The sequence below is a fragment of the uncultured Solobacterium sp. genome (genome assembly GCF_963550625.1).
In the GTDB taxonomy this organism is placed as follows: Bacteria; Bacillota_I; Bacilli_A; order Erysipelotrichales; family Erysipelotrichaceae; genus Bulleidia.
On record NZ_CAUVCV010000002.1, the window covers coordinates 217,275 to 239,772 of the forward strand.

At 37.5% G+C, this 22,498-nt stretch carries 18 protein-coding genes; 5 read left to right on the forward strand and 13 right to left on the reverse strand.

Annotation, left to right across the window (positions count from 1 at the left end; translation table 11 throughout):
• Position 1 precedes the first annotated feature (1 nt).
• Complete coding sequence (locus RYK16_RS02665; protein WP_314850581.1) at positions 2–682, reverse strand: response regulator transcription factor; 681 nt, start codon at positions 680–682, stop codon at positions 2–4.
• Between the two features lie 130 nt (positions 683–812).
• Here RYK16_RS02665 and RYK16_RS02670 point away from each other — a divergent pair, with 130 nt between their 5' ends.
• Positions 813–1,025, forward strand: coding sequence for a hypothetical protein (locus RYK16_RS02670; RefSeq protein WP_314850582.1), 213 nt, complete (start codon positions 813–815; stop codon positions 1,023–1,025).
• 244 nt (positions 1,026–1,269) lie between these two features.
• On the opposite strand, the gene RYK16_RS02675 is transcribed toward RYK16_RS02670, so the two are convergent.
• The 6 genes from RYK16_RS02675 to RYK16_RS02700 all read right to left on the reverse strand — a co-directional run bounded on the left by RYK16_RS02675 (position 1,270) and on the right by RYK16_RS02700 (position 9,083).
• On the reverse strand, positions 1,270–2,439 hold the full coding sequence (locus RYK16_RS02675; protein WP_314850583.1) for an iron-containing alcohol dehydrogenase: 1,170 nt from the start codon (positions 2,437–2,439) through the stop codon (positions 1,270–1,272).
• A 35-nt stretch (positions 2,440–2,474) separates the two neighbouring features.
• Entirely contained in the window at positions 2,475–3,044 is a 570-nt protein-coding gene (locus RYK16_RS02680; protein ID WP_314850585.1) for a xanthine phosphoribosyltransferase, read from the reverse strand.
• Positions 3,041–4,537, reverse strand: a complete 1,497-nt coding sequence (locus tag RYK16_RS02685; protein WP_314850587.1) for a carboxypeptidase M32 — start codon at positions 4,535–4,537, stop codon at positions 3,041–3,043. Before RYK16_RS02685 ends, RYK16_RS02680 begins: the two co-directional genes overlap by 4 nt.
• 169 nt (positions 4,538–4,706) lie before the next feature.
• The gene (locus RYK16_RS02690) at positions 4,707–6,233 is read right to left on the reverse strand and encodes a PAS domain-containing protein (RefSeq protein WP_314850589.1); all 1,527 of its coding nucleotides are present in this window, start codon (positions 6,231–6,233) and stop codon (positions 4,707–4,709) included.
• 136 nt (positions 6,234–6,369) lie between these two features.
• Positions 6,370–7,650, reverse strand: a complete 1,281-nt coding sequence (locus RYK16_RS02695) for a metallopeptidase TldD-related protein (RefSeq protein ID WP_314850590.1) — start codon at positions 7,648–7,650, stop codon at positions 6,370–6,372.
• On the reverse strand, positions 7,650–9,083 hold the full coding sequence (locus RYK16_RS02700; RefSeq protein ID WP_314850591.1) for a TldD/PmbA family protein: 1,434 nt from the start codon (positions 9,081–9,083) through the stop codon (positions 7,650–7,652). Before RYK16_RS02700 ends, RYK16_RS02695 begins: the two co-directional genes overlap by 1 nt.
• Before the next feature lie 191 nt (positions 9,084–9,274).
• Here RYK16_RS02700 and RYK16_RS02705 point away from each other — a divergent pair, with 191 nt between their 5' ends.
• Positions 9,275–12,196: an acyl-CoA dehydratase activase-related protein gene (locus RYK16_RS02705; RefSeq protein WP_314850592.1), complete on the forward strand. Its 2,922-nt coding sequence runs from the start codon at positions 9,275–9,277 to the stop codon at positions 12,194–12,196.
• Positions 12,196–13,464 carry a 2-hydroxyacyl-CoA dehydratase gene (locus tag RYK16_RS02710; protein WP_314110380.1) on the forward strand — a complete coding sequence of 423 codons (1,269 nt, stop codon included), beginning with the start codon at positions 12,196–12,198 and terminating at the stop codon, positions 13,462–13,464. The genes RYK16_RS02705 and RYK16_RS02710 overlap by 1 nt, the downstream gene beginning before the upstream one ends.
• A gap of 37 nt (positions 13,465–13,501) precedes the next feature.
• Here RYK16_RS02710 and RYK16_RS02715 read toward each other — a convergent pair whose 3' ends face one another.
• From RYK16_RS02715 to RYK16_RS02725, 3 genes are all read right to left on the reverse strand, one after another.
• On the reverse strand, positions 13,502–14,515 hold the full coding sequence (locus RYK16_RS02715; RefSeq protein ID WP_314850594.1) for a helix-turn-helix domain-containing protein: 1,014 nt from the start codon (positions 14,513–14,515) through the stop codon (positions 13,502–13,504).
• A gap of 103 nt (positions 14,516–14,618) precedes the next feature.
• Positions 14,619–16,142 carry a sucrose-6-phosphate hydrolase gene (locus RYK16_RS02720; protein WP_314850596.1) on the reverse strand — a complete coding sequence of 508 codons (1,524 nt, stop codon included), beginning with the start codon at positions 16,140–16,142 and terminating at the stop codon, positions 14,619–14,621.
• 46 nt (positions 16,143–16,188) lie between these two features.
• Entirely contained in the window at positions 16,189–17,199 is a 1,011-nt protein-coding gene (locus tag RYK16_RS02725; RefSeq protein WP_314850598.1) for an aldose epimerase family protein, read from the reverse strand.
• A 157-nt stretch (positions 17,200–17,356) separates the two neighbouring features.
• Between RYK16_RS02725 and RYK16_RS02730 the strand changes: the two genes are divergently transcribed.
• A complete protein-coding gene (locus RYK16_RS02730; protein ID WP_314850599.1) occupies positions 17,357–18,787 on the forward strand; it encodes an FtsW/RodA/SpoVE family cell cycle protein in 1,431 nt (476 codons plus the stop codon).
• The gene (locus RYK16_RS02735; protein WP_314850601.1) at positions 18,747–20,144 is read left to right on the forward strand and encodes a penicillin-binding transpeptidase domain-containing protein; all 1,398 of its coding nucleotides are present in this window, start codon (positions 18,747–18,749) and stop codon (positions 20,142–20,144) included. The genes RYK16_RS02730 and RYK16_RS02735 overlap by 41 nt, the downstream gene beginning before the upstream one ends.
• Positions 20,145–20,166: 22 nt before the next feature.
• Here RYK16_RS02735 and RYK16_RS02740 read toward each other — a convergent pair whose 3' ends face one another.
• The 3 genes from RYK16_RS02740 to RYK16_RS02750 are packed head-to-tail and all read right to left on the reverse strand — an operon-like array spanning position 20,167 to position 22,351.
• The gene (locus RYK16_RS02740; protein ID WP_314850602.1) at positions 20,167–21,039 is read right to left on the reverse strand and encodes a GNAT family N-acetyltransferase; all 873 of its coding nucleotides are present in this window, start codon (positions 21,037–21,039) and stop codon (positions 20,167–20,169) included.
• On the reverse strand, positions 21,029–21,610 hold the full coding sequence (locus RYK16_RS02745; protein ID WP_314850604.1) for an NUDIX hydrolase: 582 nt from the start codon (positions 21,608–21,610) through the stop codon (positions 21,029–21,031). Before RYK16_RS02745 ends, RYK16_RS02740 begins: the two co-directional genes overlap by 11 nt.
• A 12-nt stretch (positions 21,611–21,622) precedes the next feature.
• Positions 21,623–22,351, reverse strand: coding sequence for an HAD-IB family hydrolase (locus RYK16_RS02750; protein ID WP_314850606.1), 729 nt, complete (start codon positions 22,349–22,351; stop codon positions 21,623–21,625).
• Between the last annotated feature and the right edge of the window lie 147 nt (positions 22,352–22,498).

The window sequence follows — 22,498 nt, forward strand, 5'->3', positions numbered from 1 at the left end:
ATTATTTACCTTCTTTCAGATAGTATCCAATTCCTTTTTTGGTCTGAATCAAATCATCAAACCCAATTTCTGATAATTTTTTTCTTAGACGAGTCATATTCACTGCCAAAGTATTATCATCGATAAAATTATCACTCTGCCAACAATGATCCATGATACTATCACGCTTTGCGATATCCCCTTTTGCTTTAAATAAAGTCTCTAGAATCAACAGTTCTGTATGTGTTAGATCAATAGATTTCTCACTACTTTCTAATTTGGCAGCCGATAAATTCAACTTCAAATTACCAAAGATTAAATTATCTGTAGATAATGCATAATCATATGTTCTACGAAGTAATGCTTGGATCTTCACACGTACTAAGTGAATATTAATGGGTTTAGTTATATAATCATCTGCCCCACACTGCATTGCCATAACCATATCCATGTCATCACTATGTGATGATATAAAAATAATTGGTACGCTAGACTCTTCACGAATCTTTTGAGTCCAATAATATCCATTAAAATATGGCAGTGTAATATCCATTAAAATCAACTGAGGTGTTTGTTCTCTAAACTCTTCTAATACTGTATTAAAGTCATGGATAGAATATGTTTCATATCCCCATTGTTTTAATTCTTCACTGATGACCGCAACTATATCTTTATCATCTTCTACTATTAATATCTTCATCATCATTACCCTACCTAATTCATGTATAAAATACATAGAACTATCATAACACACAATAAAACAGTGAGCTTCCAGCTTATCATGCTAGATATTTATATAGTGTTATAATAATATCCATGAAAACGGAGATTATATGATTGAAAGTACCGCTACCAAAGAACTAGAAATGAAACTCAGAAAATTATGGGATAATGACAACTATGTCAAAGGCATTATTGCATTTGCAAAAACAGAAAAAAATATTATCACGATATCTCAATTCATTGATATGTCCTATCGTTTGAACAAAGAAATAACTGCAGATGATATTTCATACTTACTTGAAGTACTAGAGAACAAGTCATAATATGGAATCATTTTTCTTTCTACACTGGTATTTTTATGATTCCTATTGTATAGTCTGATTGCAAGCATTCTGTGGCAACCTTTTATCGCTTAAGTGCGTGTCAGCCAGAGTCTGCTTGCATTTTATATGATTTAGTATTAGTTTTCTTTTAATATATTTATAAAACTGTTCTGTATATACGTTAATATCTATTAACCTGTAAAAAAAGTGAACGATGAGGTTCACTTTTTAAATATACGTTATTTTATAGGCACATCTGGTAAATATTCTTTACATCTTCCACTGTTAATGGAACATATGCATGCTTTAATCGATCATGCGAACATGCGGACTCTGCCATTGCTTGGAAGTGTTCTTCATTAATGTTAACTTCTGTTAGTGTCATTGGAATTCCGTTGGACTTGAAGAAATCATATAATGCTTGAATACCTTGTTTTGCTAGAAGTGTTTCATCATCACCTTCTAGTCCCCATACATTTCTAGCAAACTTTGCTAGACGTGGTGTAATCGTTGGGTCTTTTGAAAGGATAAACTCTAACCATCTTGGAGTAAGAATCGCTAGACCTACTCCGTGCGTGATGTCATAGTATGCACTTAATTCATGTTCCATCGCATGACATGGCCAGTATGTATCTAGCTTGCCATATTCTGGAATACCAGAACATGCAATCGATGAATCCCACATCAGATTTGCACGTGCAGAATAGTTTGTAGGTTCCTTTAATGCGATTGGAAGATTCTTAATCACTGATTTTAATACACCCTCTTGGATAGCTTCAGAAAGGTCTGAATCATCTGTTCTTGAGAAATATCCTTCCATGATATGACTCATAATATCTGCAGAACCTGCAGCTGTCTGGTATGCAGATACAGAGTATGTATATGTTGGATCACAGATGGATACCTGTGGGAATGTAAAGGATCTACCAATCTTTTTATTCAATGCCATGTTGGAGATAACACCTCCACCATCAAATTCAGAACCTGTTGCGGCGAGTGTCAAAATATCAACGAGTGGTAATGCTTTGGAAGTACCGCGTGAATCAAGTACCATCTGCCAATAATCATCGCCTTCGTAATATGCGCCTACTGCAATTGCCTTTGAACAATCTAGTGTACTACCACCACCAACAGATAAAATGACATCGATGTTGTGTTCTTTACATAATTTAGAACCGCGTTCTACTGTTTCAATACGTGGATTTGGTTCAACACCTGCACATTCTACAACCGTAAATCCACCTTCGTTTAAAATCTTCATGACTTCATCATATAATCCGATTTTCTTAATCGAGCCTCCACCATAGGTAAGAAGTACGCGTTTGCCGTATTCGTTTAAGCTTTCTGCTAGGTATGAAATTGATCCTTTGCCAAAATAGAGTTTGGTCGGAATGTGATGTTCATAGTTTTCCATTGTATGTTCTCCTTGTTTATAGCAATATAAAACAATTATTCAAAGTTTACTTTGTTGTTGTCGAAACTTTTAATTTTTGCAAGGCTTTCGACACGATAGCCTTGTTTACGTAGCTTCTCGCCACCACCTTGGAAAAGTTTTTCTACACAGATACCAAGTCCTACAATTTTTGCGCCGCTTTGATTTGTAATATCGATCAGTCCATCTGCTGCTAAACCATTTGCTAAAAAGTCATCGACGATTAAGATACAATCATCTTCATTTAGATAATCTTTGGATACCGTTACTGTAAAGTCCTTGTTGTAAGTATAGGAATGAACGTGAGAAGTATATACACCATCCCCGATATTTTTAGATTTTGCTTTCTTCGCGAAAACAACAGGCACGTGGAAACGTTGCGCAATTGGTACTGCTACCGCAATACCAGAAGCTTCAATCGTTAGGATGCGTGTAATCTTTTCATCCTTGTATAGACGATAAAATTCATCTGCCATCTTATCGAGTATCTCGACATCAATTTGATGATTCAGGAAACTATCTACTTTTAAAATGTTTCCTGGAAAAACCTTACCATCTTGTAATATCTTTTCTTCTAGCTCTCTCATAGGTTATATAGTTTTGTGTACTTCTCCTCAAGATAATCTAGGTAGTAATTCACATTGAATTCTTCCCCTGTTACCATCTTCATTAACTCTGGTGCTTCATATCTAAAGCCATACTTATGGATATGTTCCTTGAGCCAGTTCATGATGACATCATATTGGTTATTGCTTAGTAATGTTTCTACATCTAAGTCCTTATGCATTGCATGCATGTATTGTGCCGCAAATGCAGTTCCTAATGCGTATGTTGGGAAGTAACCAAAGCTTCCATCAGACCAGTGTACGTCTTGTAAGATACCCACTTTATCATTTGGTACATCAACGCCTAAGTATTCCTTATACATCTTATTCCAAGTTTCATTTAGGCCTTCTGTGGAGATTGTTCCATTGAAGAGTCCCTTTTCAATTTCATAGCGAACTAAGACGTGTAATGGATATGTTAATTCATCTGCCTCTGTACGAACGAAGGATGGTTTTGCGACGTTAATAGCTTCATAGAATTCCTCAAAGGATACATTACCTAACTGGGTTGGGAATGTTTCCTGTAGTTTTGGATAATGATATTTCCAGAAAGCTGTTGTACGTGCTAAGTAGTTTTCGCACAATCTGGATTGTGATTCATGCATACCAGAGGAAATTCCTTCGGATAGAATCATGCCATCATACTTAGGATCTACATTATGTTCATAGTATGCATGTCCTACTTCATGAACTGTAGATAGTACTGCTGAGATAACATCATTCTTAACGTACTTTGTAGTTGTACGGCAATCATTTTCGCATGTCCATGATGTAAATGGATGTTCAGATTCATTCTGATATCCCCATGATGAATCAAAGTGTAGATATTCAAGTAATTGTGTCATGAATTTCTTTTGGTCTTCAATTGGGAATTCTTGATGTAAGAATGCTTCATTCTTTTGTTTAGCCTTTGTAACCTTTTGAATCAGTGGTACAAGTCTTTCCTTTAGTGCCGCAAAGAATGCGTCATACTTTTCTTGTGTCATGCCTGGTTCATAGTCATCAAGCATCTGATCGTATAGATTCTTATCGCTATTGCGATAGCGATACATCTTCTTACTCACTTCGATAATCTTCTTTAAGTATGGTTCAAAGATAGAATAGTCTGATTGTGACTTTGCCTGTATCCATGCATCAAAGGATTCATCACGTAGTTTTTGATATGCGACAAACTCATCCTTTGGAATGCACATTGTATCCATTGCTTGTTTGTAGTAGAGCTCTACTGCACGTTTGTTATCACCATCAATCTGTGGGTCATCCTTTAATTCCTTTAAAAGTTGAACCATTGCTGGATCTGTTTCAATCGAGAATAGTTCTCCTGCAAGATATGCGGAACGTTCATCACGATAAGCAGCTCCTGCGGATGGTGCAACTGTCTGTTTGTCTATGCCAATGATTGCTAATGCCATCTGATATGCAGAACGGCGAAATATCCAATCTTTATATTGTTGTAGTTTCTCTTCGTATGTCATGATATTTCCTCCTATTTCATTGCGTTTATCATACACCCAGCAACTATCTGATGGCACTTATAACGCAATGTTTGTTACTTACAGTATAGACTATTCCTGTGATAAGTCTGTATTATTTTTTCTTTCCTAACAGAAAAGAAAAACAGGAGTTATCAAACTCCTGCTTAGATTACTTTTGGAAGTATTGTTTTAGCTTAGCAATGATTTCGTCTAGTGCTACACCCGTACGCTCAGACATCTTTTCCACGGTAGCCTTTGGCAACATAATTCTCGCTAGTGGAGTATCAAGTGCTCTAAACTTATCACTGATTGTAAAGAGATACTGCTTTAGATTTGGGTCAGCATCCAATAAATCCTTTAGCTTAGTCTCTGGTGTAATGCTTTCAGGATCAATCTTAGAAGAACTTGTAGCTACTGGCTTTTCTTCGACTGGTGCAGGTTGTTCTTCTTCTACGATACCATGTTCTTGGTTAGACCATGTCAATAGTGTTTGGGAACCTGTTAATGCACGGATGTGTGTGCAATCCTGCATCATTTCTAGGATACCTCTAAACTTACCGTCTTCATCTCTTACCGCAACGTACTTGATGTAGATGAAGATTTCTGGTTTGTTAATCCAGAATTCAGCTTCATTTTGTTCACCACTTCTAAACTTTTCGATGATTTCTTCAACGATATGAACACTCTTCTTTGGATGACAGTTCTTTACATCACGACCGATAACGTTCTTAGAACGTGGGAATACACGGTGCTTTGTGTCTGTGTAGAAACGTACAATTTCATTTTCATCAACGTATGATAAGTCAACTGGCATATGTTGATATACCAAGTTGATTTGTTCAAGTGTCATCTTACCTGTCTTTACATCAAACTCTTGGTCATTACCGATGTGGTATCCATATTTGCCAAGAAGGCTTGCAAGTTCATTTGTAAATCCTTCTGTTGGTTTTGAAGATGCTGGTGTTTCTGTCTTTGTTGGTTCAACTGTGATATTCGCAAAACCAATTTCTTGGTCACCTGACTTCATATGCTCAAATTCCTCATCAGAGATTAAAGCTAAGGATGTTGGATAGAGTACTGTTTCTTCCTTCTGCATTAAGTCTCTAACGTCTGCTACAACTGTACTTTGTAGTTCGATGAATTCATCTTCCTTGCCTTCTTTGATTAAGTTATAAGCTTGTGTGATTTCATCACGGATAAAGTCATCTAATGTCCACATCGTTGTTGTAGGACGTGTGAAGCCTTTCTTCTCAAGCACTGGATACAACTGATTCTGCTTGCGAGAAAGATGCTTACGCCACTGAATCATCTGGTCATATAATTCAAACCATTGATTCTTGATAACTGGGTATTGCATAAGGTCCTCTACGGATAGTAAGAGTTCCTTCATCTTCTCATTTTCACGATAGTAACATGCGATAGGATGTGTCTCAGGCAAATTTGGTTTACTTGTATTTAAGATGCCATCAAATAAGTCTAACATCGCTTGGATGTCTTCCTTACGGCATTGATCATCGATTTCTTCTTTCAACTCTTGTTCAATTAGGGCTACTTCATATGGTTCTAAAGACTGCACCTTCTCTTTGAGAATTGCACGTGCTTCATCCATTGTAAGCTTTCCTGCATCATATGCATTGCGTACTTCAAAAACTGTTTTTAGTTTTTCATCATTTACATTATTCAAATATTCTTTCATGTCAGACACCTCCTGTTAGTATCAACAAACTAACTGTATCAAGTATCTTTTATTTTGTCATTTGAGATTATCATATTTTTTTAAAGTGTAAAAAAAGACCATAACTTTCGTTATGATCTAATAGGAATCATTTTGTTTATTCAGCACCTGTAACTGTCATGCCTTCTAAGCGTGTTACGGATGGTACGACTAGGTTATTGTACTGTACTGTCTCCTTGGACATGTATAGTTCTTTTACATAGTCATTCATACTTCCAGATAAAGATCCTCCAGAAACAACCGTTACCTTATCTCCATCATGTAAGTATCCTAGGCGGATTTCACCAAAGACATTTCCTGTGACTGGATCAACTTGGAAATCAGAGAATTCGACAACTTCTAAATACTTACCTGTACGAAGTGTCGCTTCATCCTTTTGACCTCCTGAGACAACCACGTTAGAGATCTTGAAGCTATCCTTGAGGTTCATATAGCTAGCAAACATACAGCCACCCCAGTATTGTGCAGGAACGTTTGCGTCTAAGAGTGTTACTTCACGGATTGGTGCACCTTCATCATCGTAGTTGAAGTTTTCAGAGGAGTTTGGTAGTTCCTTCACTGTCTTCAGTGTTACCTTGTCGCCCTTTACATCTTGTGCGATGGCTTCGCCAATCTTCCAATCACTAAGCTTACGATATACACTAGCTGCAGCTAACTTCTGAATGAAGTATTGATAGATACTTGTAGAATCGCTTGTACTAAAGATAACAGCCATCTTTGGTAATTTAGGTGTAGGTACTGCACTCAGACGGTCCTTACCATACTGTAATGTCTTCGTGACATCACGTGTTAAACCTTCTTTATCGCAACCTCCAGAGTTGTACATACGATAAAGTTCAATTTCATGGCCATCTTTGCGGGCATTGACAACTGCTTCTACCATGGAGTTTGGATAGGTCTCACATAGGTCTACGCCTTCAGAGTTTACATAACGACGTTCTACTTCATTAACGAAGATTTCATAGCTGTTGATATCTTCTGTTTCTGTTTCATGAATCGAACGCATTGTTGTAATAAAGTCTTCCGCAACCTTTGCAATATCAACTGTCTTTTGATTAGATACTACTTCCTTGCTTGGCTTTACACGGGTATATGCCTTATTTTTGACAAAGCCTGCAGTGTAGATAAGTTGATCTACTTTACGCTTGATGTCTTCAATGGAATCTGTTGGATTGATTTCATCACTTGCACTACCAAGTGCTTCACCGTTATCTAAAGAACGGTGTACTGTCAGTCTAATGTGCTCTACATCTTTTGCACGGTTTTGGTCTAAGTCATGACGAATGAAGTAGAATTCCCAGCCACGTGTTTTTGTGTCTGTGATTTCCCAAGCATCAGCTTTAGATTCTTTTAGAATTTCAATAATCTTCTCTAACATTAGCCTAATCTTCCTTTCGTCTTTAAATATGGTCCGCCATCACTGACTTTAACCCATTCCTTGTGGCCCTTACCACAAGCACCACAACCATAGACACCACGGTCTCCAGATACCATTGAAACATTACCTAATACTTCTGTAACGTAACCTGTCATGATAACTGGTCCTACAATCTTACCTGTTAACTTGCCGTCCTTGATTTCACGGCCAAGTTTGAGGATACATTGAATACCCCAGTGCTTTGGATCTTCCATACCAGAGGACATACCTTCAAGTAAGTATCCATGTTTCACAGACGCAATCATATCTTCAACCTTATCTGTACCTGAATCAAAGAGAGTATTTGTCATACGTGTATAAACTTTATGTTCATAGTTTTGACGCTTACCGTTACCAGTTGGCTTTACGCCTAAGCGTAGTGCACTTAAGGCATCACAGATACCACTGCGTAAGATACCGTTTTCGATTTCCACAACATCTCCCGCAAGTGTTCCTTCATCGTCAAACGCAAAGGAAGTTACGTTCTCTGCACAGAGTGCACCTTCATGCATGGTTACCAGTTCACTACCTACTCGCTTATCGATAAAGTCTTTACCAAGTGCACGGTTTTTAACGAACATGTCCATCTCTACACCATGGCCAAACGCTTCATGTGCGATAAGTCCTGATACTTCTGGTGTCGTGATAATTTCATATTCACCTGGTTCGATTGGGTCAGCAGTTAATACTTCTTTTGCGAATGTAACTGCATAATCAATCTTATCCTTTAAGTGTGTAAATACTTCAGGTCCACCTAAAGCTGATAATCCTTGATAGCCAATTTCGTTTTTGCCATCCATCACGATGATAGGTGCGACTACACCTTCGCAATACACATAGCTCTGTCGTAAATCACGATTAGCTGTTAAAAATAACTTTGACACGTGCGTGGATTGTGCGATCACCATACAGTCAACAACATGTTCATCCTTACTGATTGCCTCAAGGGAATAAGAGTTTAAGTCATTTACTAACTTTTCAATATCTGTATTTTCAGGTAATTGTTCGCATTCCTTTTCCACAAAGAGTGTGAGTGGTTCATCCTCTAACTTCTTTGTGTTGAATACAGCAGTGTTAGTAAGTTTTAATACTGCTAGTTGTGCATCGAGTTCTTTTTTAATCTTGTGGTAAGTTTCCTCGATAGATTCCGCATCAAAATGATTAAATGCGTATTCGCTATATAAACCATCTTTATAGACACGTACAACACTACCGCGTTCTGTCGTTAGATTGGAAGAACTAATAACTTTCACCTGTTGAGAGATGCGAATCGCAAAGCCCTTAGAATCTGTCGAAAGAACACTGACATAATCATAATCTTTGCCTAGTTTAGATACTAATTGTTTTAAACTTGGCGCAAGTGTATTTAAATATTCTGAAAATGGTGCTTTCATAATTTTTTCATCCTTTCATTTTGCTTTATTGTACATCAATTTATCTTGCTTGGATATTTCATTTTTGTAACATCTCATTGCATTTTCATTGTTTTTTTAGCTAGAAATTATTAAAATTGATGACAAATGACAATTATAAGGCGTGGACATACACGGCTTTTTGCATTTTTAGACTTAGAGGAGGATCTACTATGCGTATTGGTATGGATATCGGATCAACAACCATCAAGTGCGTTGTACTGGATGAGAATGATCAAATCATCTATTCCGCTTATGAAAGACATTACAGTCACATTCTTGAAAAAACACGTGAACTGTTAACGTCTTTAAATGATACATATTTAAAAGGTAAGAAAGCATACTTTGCGATTTCCGGTTCTGCCGGAATGGGATTAGCCGATAGTTGTGGTGTTAGTTTCGTACAGGAAGTATTTGCGGACCGCGTTGCGGCGAACCGTTTAAACCCTGGTACTGACTGTATCATCGAGCTTGGTGGCGAAGATGCCAAAATCTTATTCTTAACAAATGGTACCGAAGTTCGTATGAATGGTTCTTGTGCTGGTGGTACAGGTGCCTTCATCGACCAGATGGCTACCCTATTAAAGATGAGTGCCGATGAGATGGATAAGGCTGCCCAACAAGCAACACGTAAGTATACAATTGCGGCTCGTTGTGGAGTATTCGCAAAGAGTGACGTACAGCCTTTAATTAACCAAGGTGCTTTAGCTAGTGATATTGCGGCTTCTATTTACCAAGCAGTTGTTAACCAGACCATTGCCGGCCTTGCCCAAGGACGTCCTATCTCTGGTAACATTTTATACTTAGGTGGACCACTTACATTCTCCAAGTGTTTACGTGATAGTTTTAACGAAACACTCAAGATTGAAGGTATCTGTCCTGAAAACAGTCTTTTATATGTTGCCCTAGGTGCTGCTTATTACGCAGATAAGGAAGTTGTCTTTGATGATGTTGTCAAAGGCTTAGCCAACTATGGTAAAACTGCAACATACGCAAGTTTACCTGCCCTATTTAATAACGTAGAAGAATATAACGAATTTAAGAAACGTCATGCTAAGGCTAGTGTTCCACGCGTAGACTTTGATGAAAATACTGGCCCTGTTCATATTGGTATCGACTCTGGTTCGACAACTATCAAAGTAGCAGTCATCGATGATAACGCAAACCTACTTTATACAGACTACCAATCTAACAGTGGTAACCCACTACCTATCGTAATTGAAGTCTTAAAGGGTTTATATGAAGCACATCCAAATCTAAAGATTCAATCTGTAACGACAACTGGTTATGGTGAAGCTTTAATGACACATGCATTACATACTGACTTTGGTCTTGTAGAAACTGTTGCACACTTTACAGCTGCCAAACACTTTATGCCAGATGTAGACTTCATCATCGATATCGGTGGTCAGGATATGAAGTGCTTTAAGATTGAAAATGGCGCAATCTCTGACATCTTCTTAAATGAAGCTTGTTCATCTGGTTGTGGATCATTCTTACAGACATTCTCTGAAGCACTTGGCTATAGCGTTAAGAACTTTGCACAAGAAGCACTCTTTGCAAAGCAGCCAGTTGACCTTGGTAGCCGTTGTACAGTATTTATGAACTCCAGCGTTAAGCAGGCACAGAAAGATGGTGCAGGCTTTGACTGTATCTCTGCTGGTCTTTCCATTTCTGTCGTTAAGAATGCGTTATATAAAGTTATTCGTACTTCAAGCCCTGAACAACTTGGTAAGAAGATTGTTGTACAAGGTGGTACATTCTATAACGAAGCTGTATTACGTGCCTTCGAAAAAGAGATGGGTGTAGACGTTGTACGTCCTGATATAGCTGGTTTAATGGGTGCCTATGGTGCTGCTTTACATGGTAAAGAGCACAGTAAGCCTGGCACAATTTCTTCCATCCTTACACTAGAAGAACTCAACAACTTCACACAGAAGGTTCAAAACGTTCAGTGTGGTCTTTGTGGTAACCACTGCCAGATGACTGTCAGTGTCTTCCAGGATGGCAAACGCTTTATCACAGGTAACCGTTGTGATCGTCCTGTTACTGGTAAATCCAACGATGATAACCTCAACTTATATGCATACAAGCAACAACAACTCAATCAATTGATGAAAAATCCTGGTACTGGTACACGTGGTAAGATTGGTATTCCTATGGTTCTTAACATGTATGAACTTTTACCATTCTGGCATGCCTTCTTTACAAACTTAGGTTTCCAGGTCGTTGTCAGTCCATTTAGTAACCGTAAGTTATACCAAGCAGGTCAAGGCTCTATCCCTAGTGATACAGTATGTTTCCCAGCAAAGTTAACACATGGTCATATCATGGCTTTACTCAAGAAAGATGTAGATGCCATCTTCTATCCATGTATGAGTTACAACATCGATGAAGGCTTAGGTGATAATCACTATAACTGCCCTGTCGTTGCCTACTACCCTGAAGTTCTAGCTGGTAATATTCGTGAACTTGAAAATACAAAGTTCATCTATGAATATCTCAACCTAGAACAACGCAAAGACTTTGTTCGATTGATGCCTAAGATTATGCAGAAGTACTATCCAGATTTAAAGACTGCGGATATCCAAAACGCAATTGAATCTGCATATACTGCATATCGCAAACATATGGAAGATACACGTAAAGAAGCAGAGCGTATGATTACAGAAGCTCGCAATGAAGGTAAGCGTATTATCGTTCTTGCAGGTCGTCCATATCACATTGACCCAGAAGTAAACCATGGTATTGATAAGTTAATTATTCAACATGGTGCTTGCGTCATTACAGAAGACAGTATCTCTAACTTAGTTCAAAAGTTTGATACTTCTGTCTTAAACCAATGGTCCTATCACAGCCGTCTTTACGCTGCTGCCAAATACTGTATTAACCATGCAGATATGGACTTAATCCAACTTGTGTCCTTCGGATGCGGTCTTGACGCCGTTACTTCCGATGAAACAAAGGAAATCTTACAAGAAGGAAATAAACTGTATACACAGTTAAAGATTGATGAAATCACCAACCTCGGTGCCGTCAATATCCGTATACGTTCATTATTCGCCGCTCTAGACGAAAGAAAGGAACAAGCCTAATGGAATACATGACACCCAACTTTACAAAAGACATGTTAAAAACACATACGATTCTTGCGCCTAACATGGCCCCAATGCAGTTTGCGGCAATAAAGGCTGCCATGGAAAGTGAAGGCTATCGTATTGTCATGCTAGAAAACTCTGGTGCAGAAGTTGCCCAGCTTGGTTTAAAGTATGTACACAATGATACATGTTATCCAGCATTATTAATTATCGGTCAGTTCTTAGATGCCCTAAACAGTGGTAAATATGACCTACAGCACACTGCCCTATTGATTTCTCAATCAGGTGGTGGATGTCGTGCCTCTAACTACATTAAGTTATTACGTAAGGCACTTGTAAAAGCAGGATATGATTATATCCCTGTCGCATCACTAAATGCGTCAGGTCTTGAAAAAGGATCCTCTATGCCACTGAGTTTCCGTCTTCTGCTCAAAGTTTTAGCTGCAGCAGAATACGGTGACTTAATTGCAGCATTACACAATCAAGTAAAGCCGTATGAAATCAACAAGGGTGATGCGGCTGCTTGTGTTGCCAAATGGACAGCACAAGTACAGGATTGGCTAAACCACAATAAGAACTACACCATCTTCTCTATGAAGCGTCGCTTCAAAGATATCGCAAATGACTTTGCGAAAATTCCAGTCAATCGTACACCAAAAGTAAAAGTTGGTGTTGTAGGAGAAATCTATGTTAAGTTCTCCCCAATGGGAAACAATGACTTAGTCGCCTTCCTAGAATCACAGGATTGTGAAGTGAATATGCCTGGACTTATGGGATATATCGAATACTGCGTCGCTAACGCTACATTAGACGTACAGATTTATGGTGGTCCTTTTGTAAAACGTAAAGTCGCTGATCTTATCTTAGCTTTCTTAGATAACATCGGTATCGCCATGGCGAAAGCCATGGAAAGCGCAGGCTTCCATGGTCCTATGTCCTTTAAGGAATTAATGAAGAAACCTGATGGTATCCTATCCCTTGGTGTTAAGATGGGTGAAGGATGGCTACTAACTTCTGAGATGATTGAACTAATCGAAACAGGATATGAAAATATTGTCTGTGCACAGCCATTCGGTTGTTTACCGAACCACATTGCTGGTAAAGGTGTCGTCAATCGTATCCGTGCGAAATATCCAAACGCAAATATCACTGCTGTTGACTATGACCCTAGTGCTACAAAGGTTAACCAAGAAAACCGTATTAAGTTAATGTTATCGGTTGCCAAAGAACGTCTCAATCAGAAAAATAAATCTACAGAACTATAAAAATGGATTGGCCAATATGGTCAATCCATTTTTCTTCTCAATTACACTTTGTTAATAAAGCCTTCACTCTTTGTACATCTGCAGAATCATCTTGATGCCATTCCTCTTTTAATAACTGTACTTCACGTTTGTACGCATGTATCGCTTCATTCTTTTTGTACATACGTAAATACAGTTGTGCAATAGATTCTAGATGATCAATATAACGTGGCTTTGGTTGTAGCTCAAATGATATTTCAAATAAAGAAATTGCTTTCTCGTACTCACCGTGACTTGCATATCTACCTGCAACCGAGAAATATGCCTGCCACTCATGATTTTCTTCTAGATACATATCATACTCTTTGCGCGTCGCTTGAAAGCCATTTATAGACTCACTTATTAACAAGCGATAGAAATCATTGAAACAATCTTGAATGACTGTCATACGTCTTTCTAGTACTTTAGCAGCTTCATCAAGTCTACCATCATCAATCAAATTATCTAATAGATACAAATATGCACGTGTGATGGTTGGATGTTCTTGAATGAAGTTTTGATAATACTGAATTAATGCACTATGATTTGCGACATTCCAATCGAGTCTTCCACCATGCATGGCATTATAGAATGTATTATGTAAAGACTTATCATCTGGATTTAACGCAAGTGCTTGCTTGGTATAGCTAGCTGCTTTCTCGTCTAATCTAATTGCATATTCATGATATAAATCACCAAGTACTGTTAATGCATGTAAATCATTTGGATTTGTGGATAGTTGTTCTAACAAGAAACTTTCTGCTTTACTAAAATCTGCATGTGTAAAGTAGCGCTCACGATTTAACATATTTTCAATCTGTTGATATGCACTATCCTCTTCGTACTCAAATAGCTCATCAATCTTCACGCCAAATATCGCAGCGATTTTTGGTAAGAAGAAAATATCTGGATAAGATTCTTCATTCTCCCATTTTGAGACTGCTTGTGCAGTGATGTTAAGTTTTGCGGCAAGTTGTTCTTGGGATAAGAATGTTTCTTTCCGCAATTGTTTAATTGTTTTTCCTAGTGTCATACTACACCTCCTAGAAACATCTTATAGATTAATAGTACAACTGTTCATTGATGATTCATTGATATTTCTCAACTATTCATTGAAAAAAGCAGGTTTCCCTGCTTTATTGATTTTCTGCGAAGAATACTGGTGCGTCATCAACAGATGGCTCTGTACTCCAGATTGATAGATTGAGGTTTTTGCCACCCATACGAATCATATGTTCTTCCTTGGTTGGGAAGATACGAGCAGATAATACATATTCACCTTCATTGACGAAGATTTCTACTGTACTATGATCCACGAAGATATCCATTGAAGTTAAACCATTCTCCAAGATGATTTGACGGTCTGTACCATATTCTACATTTAACTGATTTGTTAAATCAGAACGATCGATACGTAAACGCTTTGTATACTTTTCGTAGGAAATCGCAAATCCTCTTGCGATAACGTAGTTGCGTGAGAATAGATTTAAATCTAATGATTCAGCATCAGGATTTTCAATACGGATGATTGCACTATTTGGCATTTGTCCGTGTAGGTTATCACTGATGATTTCACCATTCTTTGCACAGAAGAGTTCATCTTTCTTTAAAGATTCAAAGCCTCTTACTGGTGTTTGATAGAGCTTACCTTTGCGTATCGTTAACTCACGTGTAAAGGTTTGTAAACCTGACCAACCTTCTTCATCTGTTGGTGGATATATATAATCTGGAACACCAAACCATGCGGACATGATTGAACAATCGGAATAAACATTCTGTGAAGCACATTGTGGTGCATAGAAATCAAAACCACGGTCAAGCTCTTGCATAGGTCCATCTGGTGTAAATGTTAGTGTTTCTAAATCTAGATCACCAATCAAATAGACACTATTGAACTTATTGCGGAATTCATCTCCACTTGGTTCAATTCCCTGTGGACTAAAGATGAGTACATCATGTAATCCTATCTTTTGTACATCAGGGCATTCAACCATGTAGCCAAAGCCATTCTCATAGCCTTTTACTTTTAGTTCCCCAAGAAATTTCCAATCTGTCAAAATGGAATCAGAACAATAAACTAGAATAACGCCCTGTTCTTGTTTATTCTGAGCACCTAAGAAGATGTAGTACATATCATCAATGCGTACAATCTTTGGATCACGTTGATGTTCCGTATAGTTCTCATTAGGGGTAATCAAAGGACGCATTGCCTTTGTGTATTGTTCATCACCTTCTAGAGTTGCTAGAAGCTGATGAGGTCTACGTACACGGTTTTCATCACGGTAGTTTCCTGTATAGGCAAAGTAGATTGTATCACCTTCGCTAATTGCAGTACCGCTATAACAGCCGCTATTTTCATATTTTCCTGTTGGTAAGAGTGCTACACCACGATTTTCCCAATGAATTAAATCTGGACTTGTGACATGGTACCAGTGCTTTAAGCCATGAACTGGCCCAAATGGGAACCATTGATAGAATAGATGCCACTTCTTGTTACAATAAGTAAATCCGTTTGGATCATTCATTAAACCAGTTACTGGTTGTACATGGTATGTCGCACGCCATGAAGATGCTGCGTTGTTTTCATGTACACGTACTAGCTCATCTGTATCTCTTTTCATTAGCATCCGCTTTTTATCTAATTCATTGACTGTTGCCATGTTGTGCCTCCTATTACTACATATTTATTATAAGTCATTTTTCTCTCTATTTCACATGTCGAACCAAAAAGTCGATACGATGTTTTTGTGTTTGGCCTGCATGAATGATAGGCTTTGGCTCAATACCTGGATAGTTAATACCATTTGGTAGATATTCTGCTTCTAAACATACAGAACTTCTCTCTGGATAATGATGTCCATATTTACCACTTGCACCATTTAACCAGTTGGCTGTATATAGATGAAAACCTGGATAATCCGATGCCATTTCTAGTTCTAGCTTTCCATCAGAAAGAATTGCCATTGTACGTAATCCTTCATTTAGAATTGGGAAGTGATGATCGTAACCTTTGCCATATGTAAGTTGTATGTCATCAAGGTTAATATCTTGTCCAATCTTCTTTGCCTGACGGAAGTCAAAGGCAGTGTTCTCTACTGCTTGAAATTCTGGCTTTGTTAAGCATGTTTCATCTAATAATGCATAGTAATCTGTAGGAATGACGAGAGTATGATCAAGAATAGACTCACTTTCACTTAGATTAAAGTATGCATGATTGGTATATGCAAATAAAGTGTCTTGGTCAGTAGTGGCAGTTGTTTCGATATGTAAGCCTTGATTAGATAAACGATATGTAATTGCATAGTCTAGATTACCAGGGTATCCTTCTTCACCATCCGGGGATACACGCGAAAATGTAATTGAGTCCTCTGTTGAACTAACGGTGTACATCTTCTTATCAAAGCCCTCTTTACCACCATGATTACAGTTGCCATTATTATTGATAAATAATGTGTATTCTTTTCCATTTAAAGAGAACTTTCCTTTTCCTATACGGTTAGCTGTTCTTCCTACAGAAGCGCCTAAGAATGTATCCTCCATTTGGTATTGTTCTGCAGTTGTATATCCTTGCACAATATCCTTACCACTTTCTTTATCAATAAAGGCAACAAGTGTAGCACCATAATCCGTTACCTGTACCTTAAATTTCTCATTTTCTAAGCTATAGAGATAGATATCTTCCCCACTGAATTTCTTTCCAAATAGTGTCTTTTCCATGATGATATATCCTCCTAACAATGATATTTAATTTTGAAATCACTTAACATCAGTATAGCCTTTTCACTATAAAAATTCGATACTGTGACTCTTATTTTTCGTTTACTTGCGACTTTTCTTTAAAAAAGTTATTCTTATTCATATTAAGGAGCATACTATGTTTTTTAAAAAGAACCTTTCCCAAGAAACGGAAGAAATCGATACACGTTCTGGTAAGGATGCGATATGGATGATAACTGCCATCCTGTTTACATTTCTATTAGGTGGATTTGTCTTTTGGAAATCAATGAACGCTGGCATTCAATATTTAACAACTTTAGTACCTTTATTGTTGGTAATTGCCTTCGCTGGTACGTATTTCTATAACAAAGCTGCAGATATGCGTTTATTTGCGGCATTTACAGGACTTGCGGCGATTGGAATTGCGTTACAGGTCATTATCGATGCGCAATACCAAGTAATTTCACAATTTAGTATCATTAAGTATTTTGCAGGTCTTGCGATAGCGATTGTTCTAATCCTCATGTATCGTTTGATACGGAAAGCATTGAACTTTAACTACACAACCTATTTCTTATTGATAGTATCTGCCTGTCTTTACATAGCCCTTCTATTCTTTGGACAGGATACGAATGGCTATGGTACAACTGCTTGGATTAGGATTGGTTCTATATCGTTACAGTTAACTGACTTTGCTAAGATTACTGCTATTCTTTTCTATAGTTCATTATTCTCTGCTAGAAAGACTTATTCAAATCGTTCGATTTTAATTCTTTCTAGTGTATTCTTTATCATTAACTTTATTGGATCTGTCTTGATTCATGAGCTTGGTTCATTCTATATTCTCTATTTCTTACACCTTTCCATGTTGTATATTTTCATGGAGAAAGGCAGAAAAAAGAGAATCTATCTTTTAACAATAGCGATTGCGACAATTTCTTCGATTGTAATCTTATTTATGCTCTATAAGATAATTGCGCCTAGTGCAGCTGCAGGAAACCTAAATGCGATTACTCGAATCCTTTGGCCTATTGTTCGTAAAATCTATTTACGTTTCTCGATTACCGCAAATATCAACTCTGATCCATATGGTGCAGGTTACCAATTATTCCAAGGAAAGCGAGCATTATGGATGTCTGGATTATTTGGTAATACTGTTAACTTTACAGCGATTCCAGTTCCTGAAAGTGATATGGCTTTTGTGACATTAGTCAATTCGTTTGGTATGCCTTCAGGCTTTATCGTTGTATTCCTATTACTTCAAGTAGGTATTCGTGGTAGTGAATTAAGTCGACGTTTGATACAGACAGATAAGCAAGATGCGGTTGTAGCGTATGGCGCAACAGTCCTATTATTTATGCAAGCGATGCTTGTGATACTAGGTTCATGTAATATCATTCCACTTGCAGGTTTACCTATCCCATTTTTATCACGTGGTGGAACCTATCAAGCAATCGTCTTCTTCTTTGCGGGAATATTACTACAGATGTCAGAGCGTGAAGAAGAATTTGAAAATGATGATTTCAAACAAGGAGGTGACGACAACGATGACGAACAAGCGTTCTCCAGAATCGATCTCAATGACTAGAATACGACTCGTAGAAGTCGGATGTATTATTGTCAGTTTGATGTTTACCTCATTTTTTGCCTATAAGTATTTAATCAATCCACGTACTAATGCAAACGCAAATAAAACAAAATATCAGATTATTTACGATGCGATTAAATCCTATGCGATTGAAGGGACTTTCATTGACCGTGATGGAAATACCATCCTTGGTAATGCGGCAGTAGAGACAAGAGCAACTGCAGACTATCCACAAAATCTAAGTTATGCATGGCTACTTGGTTATTATTCCGTCAATGAGCATCATCAAAATAGTTATGGCTTACGCGGTAATCTAAAAGACTATCTCCTCTTTCACCTTGATCAAAACAATCAAGGAGCACTTGTAAAACTGACTACAAAGACAGAATTACAAAACTATGCCTATCAATTATTAGACGGTATGGAAGGAAGTATTACCGTATTAGATAATCAAACAGGAGAAATCCTCTGTTTGAGTTCGCAGAGTACAGTAGACTTTAATGTGAATGACCCAGATAGTATGCTTGCAAGTAATATTGCGGAATCACAATTCCGTCGTGGAACATTCGAAAAAGATCCACCAGGTAGTACCTTTAAAGTCATTACTGCAGCAGCTGCCCTAACCATGCAGGAAGATGAAAACCTAGACGATAGCTTCTTACAGTTTAACGATACTGGTAGTTACATTCCTGCAGGTAGTGACTTTGTGATTACCAATTTTCAAAATCAAGTATTCGGCAACCTTGATATGAATACAGCCCTTGCGAAATCCTGTAACTGTTATTTTGCGGATTTAGGAATCCGTGTAGGAGCAGATAAACTTAGTAAAATGATGAATGCATTTATGGTAGGAAAAGATATTACTATTCCTTATCTAGATACCATTCATTCCAGTTACAACATCGGCAACAACGATAACGCTGAACTTGCACAGACAGCGTTTGGACAAGGCAATACAACCATCACTCCCCTTCATATTGCGATGATGGCACAAGCAATCGCAAATGATGGTGTAATGTTACAACCACATATTGTAAAGTCTATTCAATCAGATGGAAGAACACTCTATCGTTCCTCAAAGAATTCCTTAAGTACAACCACAACTCACAGTGTTAATGAGAAACTGAAGGAATATATGCATAGTGCTGCCTTAGAATATGGTTTAACAGAAAGTAGTTATGGCATGGTATATGCTAAAACTGGCACTGCAGAATGTGCAAATGATCGTATCCATAGCTATATGATGGGATTTACAGATCGTTATTCCTTCTGTATCAGTGCAAACAACAATAACGGTAGTGCTGAATTATATGGTATGGGTCAAAGACTTGTAAGATATTTAAATAACCTATATTAAAGGAAATCTTTCGATTTCCTTTTTATTTTGTATATGTTGTATGAATAATTTTTGCATAGCCAATTGCCTGCAAGAATGCATGCATGGTTGGATTATTTGTAGGTACTTCAAATTGGAGTGGTTGAACCTCCTGTTTTTGAATCTCGCTAATAAGCTTACGAGCCACACCACTTCGACGTTTGTCTTTGACAACACATAAGTCTGTAATCGTTGTTACACAACCATTCATTCTACAGATTGCCATGGCAATAAATCGACCATGGTCACTGAGTACATAGATTTCTTTTTCTTCCAGTGCTTCTTCTAGATAATTTTGTGCACGGTCATAATCACTTGAAGAGGAAATACCTGCATACTGATCTAATTCCTGTAGATAAGTATCACAGAGTGATAGCGCACTCATATAGTTATCTTCATCAATATGTACAAAACGAAGTGGTATCTGAACCTGTTTGATTGGTTCTTTCTCAACAACGACATCCTCTTCATCCCAATCATCATCTACTTCTTCATGTCGTACTGATGTGTCATAGACAATTCCGTGTTGTTCACACCACTCGATTGCAAGTTCCCTGTGACTGGCCTCTAGATAGTCATACCATTCTGTTTCCATACCAAAGCGCTCTAGTGTAGCACGAAAGCGTCTAAAAGCACCTTTGCCATGGATTGCATTCTCAAACCAATCACGTTTTTTATCATCTTCAATTGTCTCTGTAAAGTTAACCATATTTTGATAATCATTCACTTCTTTTGTAGGAAGTGGAATAAAGAATTCATCATCTTCACCATCATCTAGTGCATATACAATTTCTTCATCCTGAATACTGTAAAAATAGGTTTCATCTTCACTAACTGTATCAATTGCGTCGATGACATCTAGTAAATTAACCTTCATAGTTGCCTTCTTTCAGTTTTTGATTCAGTTTTTTATAGATACGTTCTACCATCCATGGCTCATGAACAACATCAATCACTTGATCAATTGGAAACCAATTGACTGCACTATTTTCATCTTGCTTGATATGTAAACTCTCTGTATCATCAGCTTCTAATAGATAGGTTACATTTAAGTGCAGATGACTTGGGACATACTTACCATTTTTCTCATGTCCATTTACTTCAATCGTCTCTAGCGAAAAGATATCTTCTTTGATTGGTTTAACAGTATGAATTCCACTTTCTTCTTTTACTTCTCTTAGGGCAACTGAAAGAAGGTCTTCTTCTCCATCTGCGTGTCCACCAAGCCAAGCATAATTCTGAAAGATATTATGAAATGCCATCAGTACATGTGTATGTGCTTTATTTAACACCCACGCAGATGCGGTAAAGTGTGCTAGTAAGTTGGTACGATAAAAGATATCATCCGTTGTTTGTAATAACTCAAGCATAACTTTACGATCAGCTTCTTCTTGTTCGTTCCATGGTTGATATATTTGTAGTTGGTTGATTAATTCCTGTCGACTCATTTCTTTATCCTTCTACTCTAGATGCAAATTATTGATATCAATGTTATAAATAACGTCTTTTCTTTCTACTACAACACGCATGCGCTTGCATAACTCTTCATCTTCTTGAATACGGTGTAATAATTCTCGTGTTGGATTGATAGCACATGGATGACCTGTATTCTTAAACATTGTAAAGTCACCATTGGTATCTCCATAGGAATAACACGCTTGCAAGTCTAAGTCATACTTTTTCTGTAATGTCAGGATTGCCTTTTCTTTTGAGACACTATCCCACATAGGAACAACTTCACCTGTGTATATTCCCTGTGCATCCTTTAGATATTGTGTGCCACGGAAGTCATCAAACTTATACTTCTCAGCCATCTCTTTGACGAGTGGTTCTGGTGAACCAGAAATCGCAATTAACAGATGTCCTTGTCTACGATGACGTTCAATTTCTTTTCTTGTGAACTGGTAAACACGTTCACCTTTTTGCTCGATAACCTTCTGTGCAATATGTTCAATATGTACTGCAGAGATTCCCTTTGTGGTCTCTTTAAAGATTTCTACCATCTTTTGTAAGTAATTATCATAATCACCCATACGACGATCCCATGCCATATAAGCAGGCTTAACTTCATCAGTCCAACGGGAAGCGGAAACTATCTCATGCGTTACCATCTTTTTGAATACTTCTGTAATCAAACCTTCACGATAGATTGTTCCATCAATATCGAAAAACGCTGCAACTTTTTTCATATAATTCACCTCCGAATTATCTAACTGTTTTTATTATAATTCATATTAAAGAAAAGTTTAAAAATTAATAAATTTCATTATTGTAAATCTATTATGCATTTGATATCATACCTAACTAAAGGGAGGAATTTCATATGAAATTGATTT

Coding starts and splice junctions, on each gene's coding strand:
- RYK16_RS02665 (WP_314850581.1), bottom strand. CDS start 682: ATGATGAAGATATTAATAGTAGAAGATGATAAAGATATAGTTGCGGTC.
- RYK16_RS02670 (WP_314850582.1), top strand. CDS start 813: ATGATTGAAAGTACCGCTACCAAAGAACTAGAAATGAAACTCAGAAAA.
- RYK16_RS02675 (WP_314850583.1), bottom strand. CDS start 2,439: ATGGAAAACTATGAACATCACATTCCGACCAAACTCTATTTTGGCAAA.
- RYK16_RS02680 (WP_314850585.1), bottom strand. CDS start 3,044: ATGAGAGAGCTAGAAGAAAAGATATTACAAGATGGTAAGGTTTTTCCA.
- RYK16_RS02685 (WP_314850587.1), bottom strand. CDS start 4,537: ATGACATACGAAGAGAAACTACAACAATATAAAGATTGGATATTTCGC.
- RYK16_RS02690 (WP_314850589.1), bottom strand. CDS start 6,233: ATGAAAGAATATTTGAATAATGTAAATGATGAAAAACTAAAAACAGTT.
- RYK16_RS02695 (WP_314850590.1), bottom strand. CDS start 7,650: ATGTTAGAGAAGATTATTGAAATTCTAAAAGAATCTAAAGCTGATGCT.
- RYK16_RS02700 (WP_314850591.1), bottom strand. CDS start 9,083: ATGAAAGCACCATTTTCAGAATATTTAAATACACTTGCGCCAAGTTTA.
- RYK16_RS02705 (WP_314850592.1), top strand. CDS start 9,275: ATGCGTATTGGTATGGATATCGGATCAACAACCATCAAGTGCGTTGTA.
- RYK16_RS02710 (WP_314110380.1), top strand. CDS start 12,196: ATGGAATACATGACACCCAACTTTACAAAAGACATGTTAAAAACACAT.
- RYK16_RS02715 (WP_314850594.1), bottom strand. CDS start 14,515: ATGACACTAGGAAAAACAATTAAACAATTGCGGAAAGAAACATTCTTA.
- RYK16_RS02720 (WP_314850596.1), bottom strand. CDS start 16,142: ATGGCAACAGTCAATGAATTAGATAAAAAGCGGATGCTAATGAAAAGA.
- RYK16_RS02725 (WP_314850598.1), bottom strand. CDS start 17,199: ATGGAAAAGACACTATTTGGAAAGAAATTCAGTGGGGAAGATATCTAT.
- RYK16_RS02730 (WP_314850599.1), top strand. CDS start 17,357: ATGTTTTTTAAAAAGAACCTTTCCCAAGAAACGGAAGAAATCGATACA.
- RYK16_RS02735 (WP_314850601.1), top strand. CDS start 18,747: ATGACGAACAAGCGTTCTCCAGAATCGATCTCAATGACTAGAATACGA.
- RYK16_RS02740 (WP_314850602.1), bottom strand. CDS start 21,039: ATGAAGGTTAATTTACTAGATGTCATCGACGCAATTGATACAGTTAGT.
- RYK16_RS02745 (WP_314850604.1), bottom strand. CDS start 21,610: ATGAGTCGACAGGAATTAATCAACCAACTACAAATATATCAACCATGG.
- RYK16_RS02750 (WP_314850606.1), bottom strand. CDS start 22,351: ATGAAAAAAGTTGCAGCGTTTTTCGATATTGATGGAACAATCTATCGT.